14 protein-coding genes are annotated in these 16655 nt (G+C 63.5%); 1 reads left to right on the top strand and 13 read right to left on the bottom strand.

The window, feature by feature from the left end; translation table 11 throughout:
• Positions 1-110 precede the first annotated feature (110 nt).
• The 7 genes from tadA to treP form a co-directional block, all read right to left on the bottom strand.
• Positions 111-605 (bottom strand): tRNA adenosine(34) deaminase TadA, encoded by a 495-nt coding sequence (gene tadA / locus J4E58_RS11270; protein ID WP_087090071.1) that lies wholly within the window; start codon positions 603-605, stop codon positions 111-113.
• Positions 605-1981 (bottom strand): multicopper oxidase family protein, encoded by a 1377-nt coding sequence (locus tag J4E58_RS11265; RefSeq protein ID WP_007929587.1) that lies wholly within the window; start codon positions 1979-1981, stop codon positions 605-607. Before J4E58_RS11265 ends, tadA begins: the two co-directional genes overlap by 1 nt.
• 260 nt (positions 1982-2241) lie before the next feature.
• Positions 2242-2541 (bottom strand): PTS transporter subunit EIIB, encoded by a 300-nt coding sequence (locus tag J4E58_RS11260; protein WP_053262493.1) that lies wholly within the window; start codon positions 2539-2541, stop codon positions 2242-2244.
• A gap of 2 nt (positions 2542-2543) precedes the next feature.
• On the bottom strand, positions 2544-5081 hold the full coding sequence (gene ptsP / locus J4E58_RS11255) for a phosphoenolpyruvate--protein phosphotransferase (RefSeq protein ID WP_087090068.1): 2538 nt from the start codon (positions 5079-5081) through the stop codon (positions 2544-2546).
• Positions 5082-5141: 60 nt separating this feature from the next.
• On the bottom strand, positions 5142-6365 hold the full coding sequence (locus J4E58_RS11250; protein WP_053262495.1) for a carbohydrate porin: 1224 nt from the start codon (positions 6363-6365) through the stop codon (positions 5142-5144).
• A gap of 107 nt (positions 6366-6472) precedes the next feature.
• On the bottom strand, positions 6473-8122 hold the full coding sequence (treC, locus tag J4E58_RS11245) for an alpha,alpha-phosphotrehalase (RefSeq protein WP_087090066.1): 1650 nt from the start codon (positions 8120-8122) through the stop codon (positions 6473-6475).
• A gap of 115 nt (positions 8123-8237) precedes the next feature.
• Positions 8238-9680 carry a PTS system trehalose-specific EIIBC component gene (treP, locus tag J4E58_RS11240; protein WP_087090064.1) on the bottom strand — a complete coding sequence of 481 codons (1443 nt, stop codon included), beginning with the start codon at positions 9678-9680 and terminating at the stop codon, positions 8238-8240.
• Between the two features lie 337 nt (positions 9681-10017).
• On the opposite strand from treP, the gene treR reads away from it, so the two are divergent.
• Positions 10018-10722: a trehalose operon repressor gene (treR, locus tag J4E58_RS11235; RefSeq protein WP_007929570.1), complete on the top strand. Its 705-nt coding sequence runs from the start codon at positions 10018-10020 to the stop codon at positions 10720-10722.
• Positions 10723-10740: 18 nt separating this feature from the next.
• Here the strand turns inward: treR and J4E58_RS11230 are convergent, their stop codons facing one another.
• The 6 genes from J4E58_RS11230 to J4E58_RS11205 form a co-directional block, all read right to left on the bottom strand.
• Positions 10741-11262, bottom strand: coding sequence for an AlpA family transcriptional regulator (locus J4E58_RS11230; RefSeq protein WP_007929565.1), 522 nt, complete (start codon positions 11260-11262; stop codon positions 10741-10743).
• Between the two features lie 2 nt (positions 11263-11264).
• Positions 11265-11546 (bottom strand): hypothetical protein, encoded by a 282-nt coding sequence (locus tag J4E58_RS11225; protein WP_007929564.1) that lies wholly within the window; start codon positions 11544-11546, stop codon positions 11265-11267.
• 290 nt (positions 11547-11836) lie between these two features.
• On the bottom strand, positions 11837-13414 hold the full coding sequence (gene guaA, locus J4E58_RS11220; RefSeq protein WP_007929562.1) for a glutamine-hydrolyzing GMP synthase: 1578 nt from the start codon (positions 13412-13414) through the stop codon (positions 11837-11839).
• Positions 13415-13513: 99 nt separating this feature from the next.
• The gene (guaB, locus tag J4E58_RS11215) at positions 13514-14983 is read right to left on the bottom strand and encodes an IMP dehydrogenase (RefSeq protein WP_007929561.1); all 1470 of its coding nucleotides are present in this window, start codon (positions 14981-14983) and stop codon (positions 13514-13516) included.
• Between the two features lie 195 nt (positions 14984-15178).
• Positions 15179-15727, bottom strand: coding sequence for a hypothetical protein (locus J4E58_RS11210; protein WP_009045426.1), 549 nt, complete (start codon positions 15725-15727; stop codon positions 15179-15181).
• Positions 15728-15871: 144 nt separating this feature from the next.
• Positions 15872-16639: a sulfite exporter TauE/SafE family protein gene (locus J4E58_RS11205; RefSeq protein WP_087090062.1), complete on the bottom strand. Its 768-nt coding sequence runs from the start codon at positions 16637-16639 to the stop codon at positions 15872-15874.
• Positions 16640-16655 lie beyond the last annotated feature (16 nt).

Raw genomic sequence — 16655 nt, 5'->3', positions numbered from 1 at the left:
GAGCGAGGCTTGCCCGCGATAGCGATTTCAAGCGTCACGCCAGGTTCGAGGTATGCATGGCCCGGGCTGGCGTCATCGCGAGCAAGCTTCGCTCCTACAGAGGCAGGGACTCAGCTGCGACTGGCCCGGCGTGCCTTGAAAAACTCGCTCAACACCGCGCCGCACTCCTCGGCCAGCACCCCGCCCTCGACCAATACCCGATGGTTGAGAAAGCCCTGGCTGAAGAACTGCCCCTGGCTCTGCACGATGCCCGCCTTGGGCTCCAGCGCGCCGTACACCACCCGGGCGATACGCGAATGCACGATCAGCCCGGCGCACATGCTGCACGGCTCCAGGGTCACGTAGAGGGTGCTGCCGGGCAGGCGATAGTTGTCGAGCGCCTGGGCCGCGGCGCGGATCGCGACCATTTCCGCATGGGCGCTGGGATCGCTGCCGCTGATCGGGCAGTTGTAGCCGCGACCGATGATTTCCCCGTCCTGCACCAGCACCGCACCCACCGGCACCTCGCCCAGGGCCGCGCCCTGGGCGGCCAGGGCCAGGGCTTCACGCATGAAGTCCTGGTCGCGGCTGCGATCGATGATCCGGGCGGGGCGAATCTGCCGCATCAGGCCACCTCGATGGCGGCCATCAGGCCGGTTTCCATGTGGTCGATCACATGGCAATGGAACATCCACACCCCCGGGTTATCCGCCACCAGCGCCACCCGGGCACGCTCGTTCTTGCCCAGCAGGTAGGTGTCGGTGAAGTACGGGGTGATCTTCTTGCGGTTCGAGGCGATGACCTTGAAGCTCATGCCGTGCAAGTGGATCGGGTGCTGGTACTGAGTCATGTTCTTCAATTCGAAAATGTAGCTCTGGCCCTTCTTGAGCGTGGCGATCGGGCGGTCGGCGCAGGTCTTGTCGGTGATGTCCCAGGCCTTGCCGTTGATCTGCCAGAGGCTCGGTGGCTTGCCATTGTCCACGTTCACCGAGACCGAGCCAACCCACTCGAAGTTGAAGTTGAGCTTCTCGGCGTTATCCAAGTCCGGCTCGGCGATCGGGTTGGCCGGCAACGCCGGCGGCCACTCGGTCGGCGCATCGCTGTTGGCCACCGAACGCAAGGTGCCCAGGCGCACCGGGCCGTTGCGCAGCGACAATTCTTCACCGGCCGGCGGCGCCTTGATCGCCAGGCAGATGCGCATGCCCGGCCCCAGCCAGTATTCCTTGCCCAGCGGCCGCGGCTCGATGGGGTTGCCGTCCAGGGCGTAGATTTGCGCTTCGACACCCGGAATGTTGATGCGGTAGGTCAGGGTGTTGTCGAGGTTGAGCAGGCGCACGCGGGTGATCTGCCCGGCCGGGATCTCCACCACTGCCTGGGACACGCCATTGATGGTCGACAGGCGCCCCGCCGTGCCGCCACGCGCCGCCTCGCGGGGAATGCTGAAAGGCACGAAGGCGCCTGCTTCATCCACATGCCAGCTTTTCAGGCTCAGGGTGCGTTCGTACTTGAAGCCGGTGGGTTCGCGCTCTTCGATGATCAGCGGGCCAACCAGGCCGCGACCCAGTTCTTCGCTGCTGTTGACGTGGGGGTGGTACCAGTAGCTACCGGCATCCGGCACGCGGAACTTGTAGTCGAAGTATTCGCCCGGCATCACCGGCAATTGCGAGACGTAAGGCACGCCGTCCATTTCCAGCGGCAGGCGGATGCCATGCCAGTGGATGGTGGTGGCCACCGGCAGGTGGTTGATGAAGCGCACCCGCAGCCACTCGCCCTGGCGCACCCGCAGCTCGGTGCCCGGCGCGGACGGGCCGAAGGCCCAGGCTTCGGTCTTGTGGCCCGGCACCAGTTCCACGTCCAGCGGCGCGGCGATCAGTTGATAATCGTGGCCCGCCTCGGCGTCGGCCATCTTGCCCAGCCAGTAACGCGCCGCGCCGCCGGCGCCCACGCCAACCACTGCAAGACCGGCCAGACCACCGAGTATCTGTCGACGGGTAAAGGACATGGACTCAACTACCTCACGTATCCGCGGCGGGCCGGGGCCCGCAAAAGGCGAATACGATACACCCGCAGTTGAGAAACAGTAAGGCCGGCGCGGCGACCGGCCGCAGGCGTAATCGTCCCTGTAGCCGCTGCCGAGCCTGCGAGGCTGCGTACGGGCGCGCAGCGCCCGCCAAGGCATCCAACGTGGTGGCTCAGGTGCAACGCATTGCCTGGGTTGCGGACGCTTCGCATCCGTACGCAGCCTCGCAAGCTCGGCAGCGGCTACAGAGGAGACAAGCCGACGAGCAGATGCACCACGCCGCCGACCAGCGCCATCACCCCGGGCACGCCGGCATTACGCAAGGCTGTGGCATCGAGCAAGGTCGGGTCATGCAATTCCACCCGCACCCGGGTCAGGGCCACGCGTTGCCGGGTCTTGAGGTTGTTGGCGCCGCCCAGCGCCGCGATGACGGCCTCGTCCAAGGCGGCGTCGTCCTTGACCGGGGCCGTCGCTTTCGGCTGGTCGGGCACCAGATCCGGAGTCAGGGCCTTCCAGAACGCCCGCTGCAATTTCTCGAACATGTTCAGTTCTCCAGAACCGGTGAAGGGGCCAGCGTCGATTGCCGATGCTGGTGCAAGGCGTCACGCACCTGCTCGGCGCTTTCCAGGCCGAGAATGCGCCCGGCGAGGGCCTGGCACTGGCTCAGCTCGACCTCGCGCACGCCGGCCTTGATCGCCGGAATCAGCGGCACGCTGACCGACAGCTCATCCACGCCCAGTCCCAGCAACAGCGGCACCGCCAGGGTTTCCGAAGCCAGCGCCCCGCACACGCCGACCCACTTGCCATGGGCATGGGCAGCCTTGACCGTGGAGGCGATCAGGCGCAGCACCGCCGGGTGGAAACTGTCGGCCTGGCTGGCCAGGCGCGGATGATCGCGGTCCATGGCCAGGGTGTACTGGGTCAGGTCGTTGGTGCCGATGGAGAAGAAGTCCACCTCCGGCGCGAACAGGTCGGCCAGCAGCGCCGCCGACGGCACTTCGATCATGATCCCCAGCTTCGGCAACTCCTTGAGCCCCAGGGCCAGGGCTTCGTCCTCCAGCATCTGCCGCGCCCGCCGCAACTCCGCCAGCTGGGTGACCATCGGCAGCATGATGTGCAGGCGAGCCAGCCCGGCGCTGGCGAGGATCGCCCGGAACTGCTCGCGCAACAGCTGCGGGCGCTCCAGGCACAGGCGGATCCCGCGCATGCCGAGGAAGGGGTTGGCTTCAGGTTCCATCGGCACATAGGCCAGCGGTTTGTCGCCACCGACATCCAGGGTCCGCACCACCAGATTGCGCTCCGGCCCCAGGGCCCGGGCGATGGCGCTGTAGGTCGCGGCCTGTTCCTCGTGGCTCGGGGCGACGCCACGGTCCTGGTAAAGAAATTCCGAACGCAACAGGCCGACGCCCTCCCCGCCCAGGTCCATGGCCTGCTCCGCCTCGGCCAGCGAGGCGACGTTGGCCGTCACCTCGAAGTGATGGCCGTCGCGGGTCACCGCGGCCTGGGCCGACTGTTCCAGCTCCTGGCGCTGGCGCTGCTGTTGCTGCTGACGTCGTGCCTGCAACTGCGCGATCACCGCCGGCGCAGGCTCCAGGTGCAATTCGCCCTGGTCGGCATCCAGCAGCACCGGTGTGCCGCTGGCCAACGCCAGCACCTGTACCGGCAGGCCGCAGATCGCCGGCAACCCCAGGGCCCGGGCCAGAATCGCCACATGGCTGGTGGCCCCGCCGCCGACCGTGGCGAACCCCAGCACCTTGCGGGTATCGAGGCTGGCGGTCTGGGACGGGGTGAGCTGCTCGGCAATCAGGATCGCCTGCTCCGGCAGGGCCCAGGCGCTGTCCTGCACACCCAGCAGCAACTTGAGCACCCGCTGGCCGACATCCATCAGGTCCAGGGCACGCTCGGCCAGCAACGGACTGCCTGAACCCTTGAACAGCTCGGCGGTGGCTTCGGTGGCGCGGTTCCAGGCGAATGCCGCGCTCTTGCCGTCGCTGATCAGGGCCTGGGCCTGCTCCAGCAGGCTCGGGTCTTCCAGCAGTTCCTGGTGAGCCTTGAAGATCTCGCCCTGGGCTGTGCTGGCGGCCTTGTCCCGCAGGACTTGCAGGGCCTCGGTGGCCTGCGCCAGAGCCCACTCCAGCTGCCCGCGCTGCGCGGCCTGATCGCCGGCGAACTCGACGACCTCAAGCTTCTGCTCGGCCACCTGCACCACTTGCCCGAAGGCCGAGCCCGTCGAGGCGCAGACGCCCCGCAGCAACTTGCCCGCTGGCGCGGCAACCGGCGCCACAGGTTTGGCGGCGATCACCGCAGTCACCGCCTCGCCACAACCACTCGCCAGCAATTCGGCCAGGGCCTTGATCGCCCTCTCGGCATCCTCACCCGCCGCGCTGACTTGCAGGGCATCGCCCTGCGCGGTCTGCAACGCCATGATCGCCACCAGGGACTTGGCGTTGGCACTGGCCTGCTGCTTGTGCAGGCAGATGCTCGCCTTGAAGCCCTTGGCCGCCTGGGCGAACACCGCCGCCGGGCGCGCATGCAGGCCATTGGGATTGGGCAGCGTCACCGGTTTGGAAAACAGCGCCTCGCCCTCTTCCTCGGGCTCCGCGCTTGGCGCAGGCGCGCCCAGGCTCAGCTGCAACAACGGCTGGCCACTGTCCACCAGCGCGCGGTCCGCGGTCAGCCAGGTGAACGGCTCGCCGCTGACCACCAGCATCAGCGTCAGCAGGCTGCGGGCATGCACAGCAATGTAGTCGGCATCGAACTCGATCAACGGTTGCCCAGCCTCGACCCGCTGGCCCTCCTGCACCAGGCGGCTAAAGCCCTTGCCCGCCAGGTTCACCGTGTCCAGGCCAATGTGCATCAGCACCTGCACCCCGTTGTCGTCGGTGATGCTCACCGCATGGCCACTGTCCTGCACATTGCTGACCACACCGGCGAGCGGCGCGCGCAGGGTTTGCGAGGTCGGGTCGATGCACAGGCCGTCACCGATGACCCGGCTTGAGAACACCGGGTCCGGCACTTGCTCCAGGGGCATCAGCAGCCCGGACAGCGGCGCGAGCAGTTGCAATTGTTGGGTTGTAGCCATGACTTCACCTGCTGTTTGTTCTTGTAAGTGCCGATGGAGCGCGAGCCCCGACAGCATCGCTTATTTCCACCAGTACTCGACTTGCAATCCGACGTTCGCGCCATGCCTGGCGGTGCCGAAGGCGCCGGTATCGGACAGCGCCGACCCCGCCGCCAGCTCATTGGCCGCGCGCTTGGCGGCCTGGTTCCAGCTGGCATAGGTGTAGTACAGACGCACCTCGGGGCGCGCCCAGAATTCCGGGCCCTTGGGCGACCAGGTCGGGGCGAAGGTGAACTTGCTGAGCTTGCGCGTGCCGCCGGGGGCCTCGACCTGATCGTGGCCCAGCTCGGTGACCAGCTTGAACTGCTCGCTGATCGCATAGGCCGGGCGGATGCCCAGGGAGATCCAGTTCTGGTCGTTGCCGTCGGGACGGATGTCTTTCTGATAGATCGCCTCGACCTGCCCGCCAAACCGCGGGGTCAATTGCCAGTCGAAGAACTCCACCAGGCGGTAGCTCTTGTTGCTGTCGTCCAGTTGCACATTGCCGGTGTAACCCAGCCCGGTGCCCGGGCCTTCGCCGTACTGCAACGCCAGCTTGTTCTTGCCGCCGAGGAAGTCCTTTTGCACATGCTGGGCGGTGATCGCCCAGCCCCGATGGGCGTCGCGACTGTCAGGCTTGTCGATGTAGCTCAGGCCCAGTTCCAGCTCGCCGCCGGGGTTGGTCTTGAAACCGGCGACATTGAAGTCGTGCCGGTTGATGTAGTCCTTCTGGTACAGGTTGTCCTTGCGTGAGAAGGCGTAGCTGTATTTCAGGTCGCCGATCAGCACGTCCTCGATACCGCCGCCAGTGGCGCTCTGGTTCCAGTAGTAGAAGTCGGAGATATGGATGTCGTTGCGCTTGTAGTAACGCCGGCCGGCCCACAGCGAGCCGCCATTGAGGCTGGGCATGTTCGACCATTGGGCATACATCTGCGGCATGCGCGCCGAGCCGTTGTCGCCCTGGAAGGTCAGGCTGCGGTCGTACTGGTTATACAGCGACGCCATGGCATCGACACTGAGCACCGAGCCGTCGTCCAGGGTGTACAGGTCCTGGCGCAGCTCCAGCTCGGCGTACTGTTCGCATTCGTTGCCCAGGCGGTATTTGGACTGGGCGCCGGGCAGTTGGAAACAGGATTGCGAGCTGCTGTTGACCGAGGTCCCGAGGCCGCTACGCAAGTAACCGGCGAACTCCAGGGCCTGGGCCGGGAACGGCAAGGCCAGGCAGACGCAAGAGGCTGCGAGACCGCGATTTATTGTTGTTTTCATAAGCCACCCCATTATTTTTATTCTGTGTGTGCCCCGCAGGCGCCGCCCTACCGGCGAGCGAAAGCTCGCGGTGTACCGGGCACGCCGCGCTCATGCGGGGAAGGTTGTCAGCGGTCGATCAGGTGCAGGACAAAGGACTCGTAAGGCCGCAGGAACAGCTGGCAACTGCGGGTTTGATGGTCTGCGTAGTTACTGATGACCAGGCGCTGCTCCATGCGCTCGGTCATCACTCCCTCCGGCAACTGCACTTCACAGGCGCTGCCGTAGAAATTGTTCACCACCAGTAGGCGCTCGCCCTGGCCCTCGCGCAGATAGGCCCAGACCTGCGGGTGCTCGGCCAGCAGCTGGCGATATTCGCCGTCCTGGATCAGCGGCTCGCGACGGCGCAGGGCAATCAGCTGGCGATAGTGGTGCAACACCGAATCCGGGTCTTCGAACTGCTGCTCGACATTGATTTGCGCGGCATTGGCCGGCACGCCGATCCAGGGCTCGACGCTGCTGAAACCGGCATGGGCCTCGGTATTCCATTGCATCGGCGTGCGCCCGTTGTCCCGGGACTTCTGCATGATCGCCGCCATGTTGTCCGCCTCGCTGTCGCCGGCTTCGCGCTTGAGGCGGTAGATGTTCAGGGTCTCGACATCGCGGTATTGGTCGATGTGGGTAAAGCCGGGGTTGGTCATGCCCAGCTCTTCGCCCTGGTACACGAACGGCGTGCCCTGGAGGAAGTGCAGCGCAGTGGCGAGCATCTTCGCCGAGACCACCCGGTACTCGCCGTCGTCGCCGAAACGCGACACCACCCGCGGCTGGTCGTGGTTACACCAGAACAGCGCGTTCCAGCCGCCACCGGCCTGCATGCCGCTCTGCCACTCGGAGAGGATGCACTTGAGTTGGAGGAAGTCGAAATCGGCGCGGATCCACTTCTGCAGGTTCGGGTAATCGACCTTCAGGTGGTGGAAGTTGAAGGTCATCGACAGCTCTTTCGACTCGGGCTGCGAGTAACGAATGCAGTGCTCGAGGCTGGTGGAAGACATCTCGCCGACGTTGATCAGGTCAAAGCCCTCGAAGACCTCGCGATGCATCTGCTGCAGGTACGGGTGCACGTTCGGGCCGTCGGTATAGAAGCGCCGGCCATCGCTGGCGTCTTCCGGGAAATCCGCCGGTTTGGAGATCAGGTTGATCACATCCAGGCGGAAGCCGCCCACGCCCTTGTCGCGCCAGAAACGCATCATCTTGAACACTTCGGCGCGCACCTGGGGGTTGTCCCAGTTGAGGTCCGCCTGGGTATGGTCGAACAGGTGCAGGTAGTACTGGCCGGTCTGCGCTTCGTATTCCCAGGCGGAACCGCCGAACTTGGACTCCCAGTTGTTCGGCTGGTCGCGCCAGATGTAGAAGTCGCGATACGGGTTGTCGAGGCTGCTGCGCGCCTGCTGGAACCACTCGTGCTCGATGGAGGTGTGGTTGACCACGATGTCCAGCATCAGCTTGATGCCGCGCTTGCCGGCCTCGGCGATCAGCAACTCGCAATCGGCCATGGTCCCGTAGCTCGGATCGATGGTGTAGTAGTCGCTGATGTCGTAGCCGTTGTCGCGCTGGGGCGAGCGCAGGAACGGGGTGAGCCACAGGCAATCGACACCCAGCCAGTGCAGGTAGTCGAGCTTGTCGACCACCCCCAGCAGGTCGCCGGTGGCCTGACCGCTGTGGCTGTAGAAACTCTTCGGGTAGATCTGGTAGATCACCGAACGCTGCCAGTCTTGCATGGCGGGCTCCTTCAATGGGTTGGGTACAGGCCTTGAGGGCCTCATCGCGAGCAAGCTCGCTCCTACAGAGGAATATGCGGTCATGTAGGAGCGAGCTTGCTCGCGATGCGATTTATCAAGCGACGCGATACCCCGGCCGGATGATCTTCATGCTCAAGCCGCAGGTCAGCACGAATGGCACCACCAGGGCGACGACCATGCCGACCACGAACATCGGGATGTACTGGGGAATGATCGAGATGAATCCCGGCAGCCCACCGACGCCGATGGCCGAGGCCTGGACCTTGTTCAGCGAGAGGAAAATGCAGCCCAGCGCCGAGCCGATCAGCGCGGTGTAGAACGGGAACTTGTAGCGCAGGTTGACCCCGAACATGGCAGGTTCCGTGATGCCGAAATAGGCGGAGATCGCCGAGGTCGAGGCCATGCTGCGGTCCCGCGCGTTGCGGCTCATGCTGAACACCGCCAGTGCCGCGCTGCCCTGGGCCAGGTTGGACATGACGATCATCGGCCAGATGAAGGTGCCGCCCTGGGTCGAGATCAGTTGCAGGTCCACGGCGAGGAACATGTGGTGCATGCCGGTGATCACCAGCGGCGCGTAGAGCAGGCCGAAAATCGCCCCGCCGACCATTGGCGCCAGTTCGAACAGGGTGACCACGCCTTCGGTGATCAGGATTCCCAGGTGCCGGGTCACCGGGCCGATCACCGCCAGTGCCAGCACGCCGGTGACCACGATGGTGGTGATGGGCACGACCAGCAGGGTGATCGCATTCGGCACCCGCGCCCGCAGCCATTTCTCGATGACGCTCATGACATAGGCCGCGAGCAGGATCGGCAGGATCTGCCCCTGATAGCCGACCTTCTCGATCTGGAACAGGCCGAAGATGTCGAAGTACGGCAGGCTCTGGCCCTCCAGCCCGGCCACGGCCTTGCCGTAGTTCCAGGCATTGAGCAGGTCGGGGTGCACCAGCATCAGGCCCAGCACGATGCCGAGAATTTCGCTGCCGCCAAAGCGCTTGGCCGCCGACCAGCCCACCAATGCCGGCAGGAATACGAAGGAGGTGTTGGCCATCAGGTTGATCAGGCTCCACACGCCATCCAGGGTCGGATAGGCCTCGAGCAGGGTCCGGCCTTCGATGAACATGCCCTTGGCGCCGATCAGGTTGTTCACCCCCATCAGCAGGCCGGCAATGATCAGCGCCGGCAGGATCGGCATGAAGACATCGGAAAACACCCGCACCAGACGCTGCATGGCGTTGGTCTTGTCGGCACCTTTCTGCTTGACGTCGGCGATGGTGGAGGCGGCCAGCCCGGTGAGTTGGCGCAACGCGGCATAGACCTTTTCGACCTCGCCGGGGCCAATGACCACCTGGAACAGGCCACCGGTGAAAAACGAGCCCTTGACCAGATCGATCTGGTTCAGCGTCGCGCTGTCCACCCGGCTCGGGTCCTTGAGCGCCAGGCGCAGGCGGGTGACGCAATGCGCGGCTTGTTCGAGGTTGTCGGCGCCACCGAGGCTGTGCAGCAACTCGCTGGCGATCGTGGAGTAATCATGGCTCATGCTTGTTCTTCCGCTTTGGTTTTTTGTTATTGGCAGCACGCCGAAGCGAAAAATACTCGTCTGTACGAGTTAAAGCAACAACTCGTACAGACGAGTTTGCCGGCATCGCTCCGAAACCCGGGTCGCAGGGAGTTTCTGCTGCGCAAAAACGGCTCTAGATCCACACTCTCCGGCAGAGCGCGCCATGCGCGACAGAAAATTCTTAAACTGCTGTAAGGTGTTTCATTGCCATTTCGACACCCGCAGTCAGGCGTTCGACCCACTCGCCTCAAATAGACAAATCCGCTCACGGCCCTTAAGGTTCCCGCCTTGAGCGCAGACGGCACAGAGCCATCCCATGAGTAAATACAACCAGATCTACAGCGATCTGCTTGCCAGCATCACCACCGAGCGCTTGGAACGCGGCGCTCGTCTGCCTTCCGAAACCGAGTTGATGGACAGCTACCAGGCCAGCCGCGGCACTGTGCGAAAGGCCATCGAGCAGCTGCAGGAGCGCGGCTTCGCCCAGAAGATCCATGGCAAGGGCACTTTTGTGCTGTCGCCGCACCCGATCGAGTTCCAACTGGGCGGCATTGTCAGCTTCCAGGAAACCTATCCGCGCCTGGGCAACGACGTCAGTACCGAGGTGGTGGAGTTCACTCAGTTCCCCCTCGAAGGCGCGTTGCGCGAACACCTGCAGGCCGAGGAAGGCAGCCTGATTACCCGCATCAAGCGGGTGCGGCGTATCGATGGCAAACGGGTGATTCTCGACATCAACCACTTCGTCGCCGAGTTGATCCCGGGGCTGGACCGGCAGATTGCCGAGCACTCGATCTACGCCTACATCGAACAGACCCTGCAATTGCAGATCAGCTACGCCCAGCGGACCATCGAGGCCACCCCGCGCACCCGGGATGACCAGCAGCACCTGGACCTGGAGGGCCAGAGCCACGTGATAGTGGTCAGCAACCAGACCTTCCTGCAGGACGGCCGGCAGTTCGAGTACACCGAATCACGCCATACCCTGGACAAGTTCTACTTCTCGGACGTCGCCCGACGCTGACCACCGCGGCAGGCCCGCTCAACCCAGCAGCGCCACCAGTTCGGCGCTCGGGGTGCCGACCCGCCGGGCCTCCTTGGCGACGTTCACGGATTGCGCGACCCGCGCCACCTCTATCACCGGATGCTGCAACTGGTAACCGCCCCGGGCCTCCAGCCAGCTCAGCACTTCCGCCAGATGCCAGAGCGAGGCACTGCCCTCGTGGATCGCCAGGGGGAAACTGCCGGCATGGTTGAGCATCAACTTGCGCATGTTCTGCCGGGAGACCCCGACGATGTCGGCAATCTCGCTCAGGCCGACGAAATCCGGGCTCGCCTCTACCAGCCGCGCATCCGGAATGATCCGCTTGATATCGCCCAGGGCACTGAGCAGCGCCGCCTCACCGCTTTCGGCCTCGCGGCTGAACTCCAGCGCCAGGCGCCCCGCCAGCCCGGTACCGACCAGCGCATCGGTACAGCCCCCCGCGCCAAGGCGCTCCACCAGCACGTCCGGGTCGCAGTCGTGGGCGGGCAGCAGGTAGTTGAGGGTAAACAGGTATTCCATGGTCATGACTCCCGACGAGGTTGCGGGACTTTCCCGCCGCGCAGCTGATTCAGCGTGCAGTTGTCGATTACCCGGCACAGCGCCCGGGCATGCTGGAGGGGATTTTTCGGCGTGCTCCACACACTGGTGATGCAGAACTCGCCGCAACGACACACCTCGCTGTTGTAAGGGCAGTAGATCTTGCCCCAGGCATGACTACCGCCGACTTCGACGCGCCAGCCCTGCCATTCGGCGTAACGCAGCGCCATTTCAATGTCTTTCTTGGGATGAGGTGTGCGAGCCATCCATGGCCTCCAGTCTCGTCAACAATGAATTGGTTGTCAACCGACAACCACAAATATTCTGAACACCTGCGCCGGAGTCGCCAGAGGCCGCCGCTGGGAGTTCGATGAATGTCTGTCGAGGGTACACAGGCCAGGCGGGTGACGATGTGCCCATGTCTTTCCTGGTATTGCGGAAGGGCTGGAAAACGGGCTTTTTAAAGACCCTGAAACACAAATGGCGATCGACACCCGAAGGTCTCGATCGCCATTGCTGTTGCCTGAACGATCAACTGCCGATCACTCGGCCGGGATCATTCCCACTCGATGGTCGCTGGCGGCTTGCTCGACACGTCGTAGGTGACGCGGGAGATGCCTTCGATCTCGTTGATGATCCGGCCGCTGACGGTTTCCAGCAGCTCGTAAGGCAGGTGCGCCCAACGCGCGGTCATGAAGTCGATGGTTTCCACGGCACGCAGGGCCACGACCCAGGCGTAACGACGGCCGTCACCGACCACGCCCACCGATTTCACCGGCTGGAACACCACGAACGCCTGGCTGACCTTGTGGTACCAGTCGGCCTTGCGCAGCTCTTCGATGAAGATGTGGTCGGCGCGACGCAGCAGGTCGGCGTATTCCTTCTTCACTTCGCCGAGGATGCGCACGCCCAGGCCCGGGCCCGGGAACGGGTGACGGTAGACCATGTCGTACGGCAGGCCCAGCTCCAGCCCCAGACGACGGACTTCGTCCTTGAACAGTTCGCGCAGTGGCTCGACCAGCTTGAGGTTCATTTCTTCCGGCAGGCCGCCCACGTTGTGGTGCGACTTGATCACGTGGGCCTTGCCGCTCTTGGCGCCAGCCGACTCGATCACGTCCGGGTAGATGGTGCCCTGGGCCAGGAACTTGATGTTGTCCAGCTTGCAGGATTCGGCATCGAACACGTCGATGAAGGTACGGCCGATGATCTTGCGCTTCTTCTCCGGGTCGGCTTCGCCGGCCAGGTTGTTGAGGAACTGCTCCTCGGCGTTGGCGCGGATCACCTTGACGCCCATGTTCTCGGCGAACATGGCCATCACTTGCTCGCCTTCGTGCAGGCGCAGCAGGCCGTTGTCGACGAAGACGCAGGTCAGCTGGTCGCCGATGGCCTTGTGCAGCAGGGCCGCGACCACCGAGGAGTCAACGCCGCCGGACAGACCGAGCAGCACGTTGTCGGTGCCGACCTGGGCACGCACCTGGGCGATGGCGTCTTCAGCGATTTTCGATGGGGTCCACAGGGCTTCGCAGCCGCAGATGTCGAGGATGAAGCGCGACAGGATGCGACCGCCCTGCTTGGTGTGGGTCACTTCTGGGTGGAACTGCACGCCGTAGTAACGCAGGTCGTCGTTGAACATGCCGGCGATCGGGCAGCTCGGGGTGCTGGCCAGGATGTGGAAGTCTTGCGGCATCTTGGTGACCTTGTCACCGTGGCTCATCCATACGTCGAGGCCGAACAGGCCGTCGGCGTCGACGTGGTCTTCGATGCCGTCCAGCAGGCGGCTCTTGCCGACCACATCGACGCGGGCATAACCGAATTCACGCAGTTCGGAACCCTCGACCTTGCCGCCCATTTGCTCGGCCATGGTCTGCATGCCGTAGCAGATACCGAAGACCGGCACGCCCAGGTCGAACACCGCTTGCGGGCAACGCGGGCTGTTGGCTTCGTGCACGGACTCGGGGCCGCCGGCGAGAATGACGCCTTTGGGAGCGAATTCGCGAATCGCTTCGTCATCCATGTCGAACGGATGCAGTTCGCAGTACACGCCGATTTCACGCACGCGACGGGCGATCAATTGGGTGTACTGAGAACCGAAATCGAGGATCAGGATGCGGTGGGCGTGAATGTCGAGGGCCATGATTCAGTCTCGTCTAGGTAATTCGAAAACAGTCGTGATTCAGAAACGACTCGGGGCTGAATAAAACAGCCCCGGTCATTTAACGTTTTGCTTGAAGCATCAACCTACGCGGTAGTTTGGCGCTTCCTTGGTGATCTGCACGTCATGGACGTGGGATTCAGCCATGCCGGCGCCAGTGATGCGTACGAACTCTGGCTTGGTGCGCATTTCTTCGATGTTGGCGCTACCGGTGTAGCCCATGGAAGAACGCAGCCCCCCCATCAGCTGATGGATGATGGCGGTCAGGGTGCCCTTGTAGGGAACACGGCCTTCGATGCCTTCCGGAACCAGCTTCTCGGCACCCGCGGAGGAGTCCTGGAAGTAACGGTCGGAAGAGCCCTGGGCCTGGGACATGGCACCCAGCGAACCCATGCCGCGGTAAGCCTTGTAGGAGCGACCCTGGAACAGTTCGATTTCGCCTGGCGCTTCTTCGGTACCGGCGAACATCGAGCCCATCATCACGCAGGAAGCACCGGCGACGATGGCCTTGGACAGGTCACCGGAGAAGCGGATGCCGCCGTCGGCGATCAATGGAACGCCGGTGCCTTCAAGGGCCGCGGCGACATTGGCGATGGCGCTGATTTGCGGTACGCCGACACCGGCGACGATACGGGTGGTACAGATCGAACCAGGGCCGATACCGACCTTGACCGCGTCGGCGCCCGCTGCGGCCAGGGCCTTGGCTGCTGCACCGGTGGCGATGTTGCCGCCGATTACCTGCACTTGCGGGTAGTTTTCCTTGACCCAGCGAACGCGGTCGATCACACCTTTGGAGTGACCGTGGGCAGTGTCGACCACCACCACGTCCACGCCGGCGTTGACCAGGGCGGCAACGCGGTCGCCGGTGTCTTTACCGGTACCGACGGCAGCACCTACGCGCAGACGACCTTGATCGTCCTTGCTGGCCAGCGGGTAAGCCTTGGCTTTTTCGATGTCGTTGACGGTCATCATGCCTTTGAGGGCGAACTTGTCGTCGACGATCAGCACGCGCTCGATGCGGTGCTTGTGCAGCAGCTCGCGCACGTCGTTCTTGTCAGCGCCTTCCTTGACCGTGACCAGGCGCTCTTTAGGCGTCATCACTTCACGGACACTGGCGTCCAGGCGGTTTTCGAAACGCACGTCACGGGACGTGACGATGCCGACCAGGTCGCCATCGTGCAGTACCGGAACGCCGGAAATGTTGTGCATGCGGGTCAGTTCGAACAGGTCGCGCACCGTGGCGTCAGCCTCGATGGTGATCGGGTCTTTGACGACGCCGGCTTCGAACTTCTTGACCTTGCGGACTTCGGCAGCTTGCTGCTCGATGGTCATGTTCTTGTGGATGATGCCGATGCCACCTTCCTGAGCCATGGCGATTGCCAGACGGGCTTCAGTGACGGTGTCCATTGCGGCGGAAACCAGTGGAATATTCAGCTCGATGCCACGGGTAAGACGGGTCTTGAGACTGACTTCGTTAGGAAGCACCTCGGAATAACCAGGCACTAGGAGAATGTCGTCGAAGGTCAGAGCTTCTTGGCTGATACGCAGCATCGCGGGGGCTCCCGAGCGGGAAAATGGAAGCGCGCCATTATACTCAGACACCTACCCGGGCTCAATGTAAAAGTCTGTCTATTATCAACGGGGTGATGGATGGGGAATTTGCCGGAACACAGCATCTGTTTCGCGAACAGACATGGCACCTGCTGATGATGAATTCACCACCCGGAACCGGCTGCCGAAATCCCCTTACAACTCCACCTTCACCCAGCTCACCGGCTGATCCAGCCATTCGGCGAACTCGTCGAGAAAACTCTGCTTGAACCCGGCTTCGGCCCAGTTGTTGAAGATGAAGCCGAGGTTGGAAAACCCGCACTCCTGCAAGAACAGAAAGCCATTGATGTCATCTTCATGCCCGCACTCGGGGCAGGTGAAGTTATCGGTGCGCCCGGGCATCCAGTCTTCCAGGCTCTCGAACAGCGCCTCCCCCACTTCCTGGCGGCACTCGGCGCAACCCGCTTCCTCGAGAAACCCTTTGGCCGGGGTATAGATGCAGCGCTTGGTAATGATTTCCAGGCCGTTGACCGGTTCACCGAAGGGCAAGGCCTCCGGGTGCAGCACCACATCCCGCGCGCCTGGGGCGATCGCATGCGCCATGCGATTGCCGGTACGGCCACAGGTGCTCAAGGCTTCCTCGACGATGTTCTTGCGCACCAACCAACGCACGATCGCCCGGGCGCGGGGTTCGTGAACCGGCAAGGTGGAGATTTTCGGGACGATGATGCTTTGCGAGTTCATGGATGGGGCCTGAAGCGTCTGAAGGGAAGTCTGCGTCGCCTGCTCGAACAGTACCGCCAGCAAACCGACACCTACCAATAAGTGTAGAAGTCGGCGTGCCTGGCAAATCCGAGGGCCCGCAGCTTAATCCCTGAACCCCACAGGTCAAGTGCTCAGGTAACGACCGATCAGGGCCATGCCGCTGGCCAGCACCAGCCAGGTCACCAGCCGGACGAACGTCTCGCGGGACAATCTCATGGTCAGCCGCCGGCCAATCCACAGGCCCAGGGCCATGGCCGGCAACAAGCACAGCGCCAGCACCAATAAAGGCAGTTGCGCATAAACGCCGGCAATGGCGAACAGGCTCAGGCGCACCACCGTGCTGCAACTGATCAACGCACTCTGGGTGGCCCGCGCCGCATCCTTGGGCAGGCGGCTGTTCAGATAGATCGCATATAAAAAGCCGCCGCTGCCGAACAGCGCGCCGAACGTTCCACCCACGGTCCCCATGGGAATCGCCCAGCCCGCCGCCAGCGCCTTGGGCCTTGCCTTGACCCAAAGGCTGTACGCCGCATAAGCGCTGATAAACAGCCCCATCAACAGCAGCAACACATCGGACTTGAGGTTGAGCAGGAAGATCACCCCCAGGGTGCAGCCCAGCGCCATGCACGGCAGCAGGCGCAGCAGCTCGGAGCGATCGACATCCCGCCGCGACGGCAGGAGATTGCCGAAGGCCGCGACAAAATCCAGCAGCACCAGCAGCGGGACTATCTTCGACAGCGGCATGAACAGGATCAGCACCGGCCCCGCCACCAGCGCCGTGCCGAACCCGGCGATGCCAAACACGATATACGCCAGGGCGATCCCCAGGACGATCGCCAACCAGCCACTCGTCCCCCACGACCACTGCCCCAACAACTCGACCATGCTCATCGATTCGCCTTCCTTC

The organism is Pseudomonas sp. FW305-25, from assembly GCF_017351415.1.
Taxonomy (GTDB): Bacteria; Pseudomonadota; Gammaproteobacteria; order Pseudomonadales; family Pseudomonadaceae; genus Aquipseudomonas; species Aquipseudomonas chlororaphis.
This window is presented reverse-complemented; position numbering and strand designations above follow the sequence as displayed.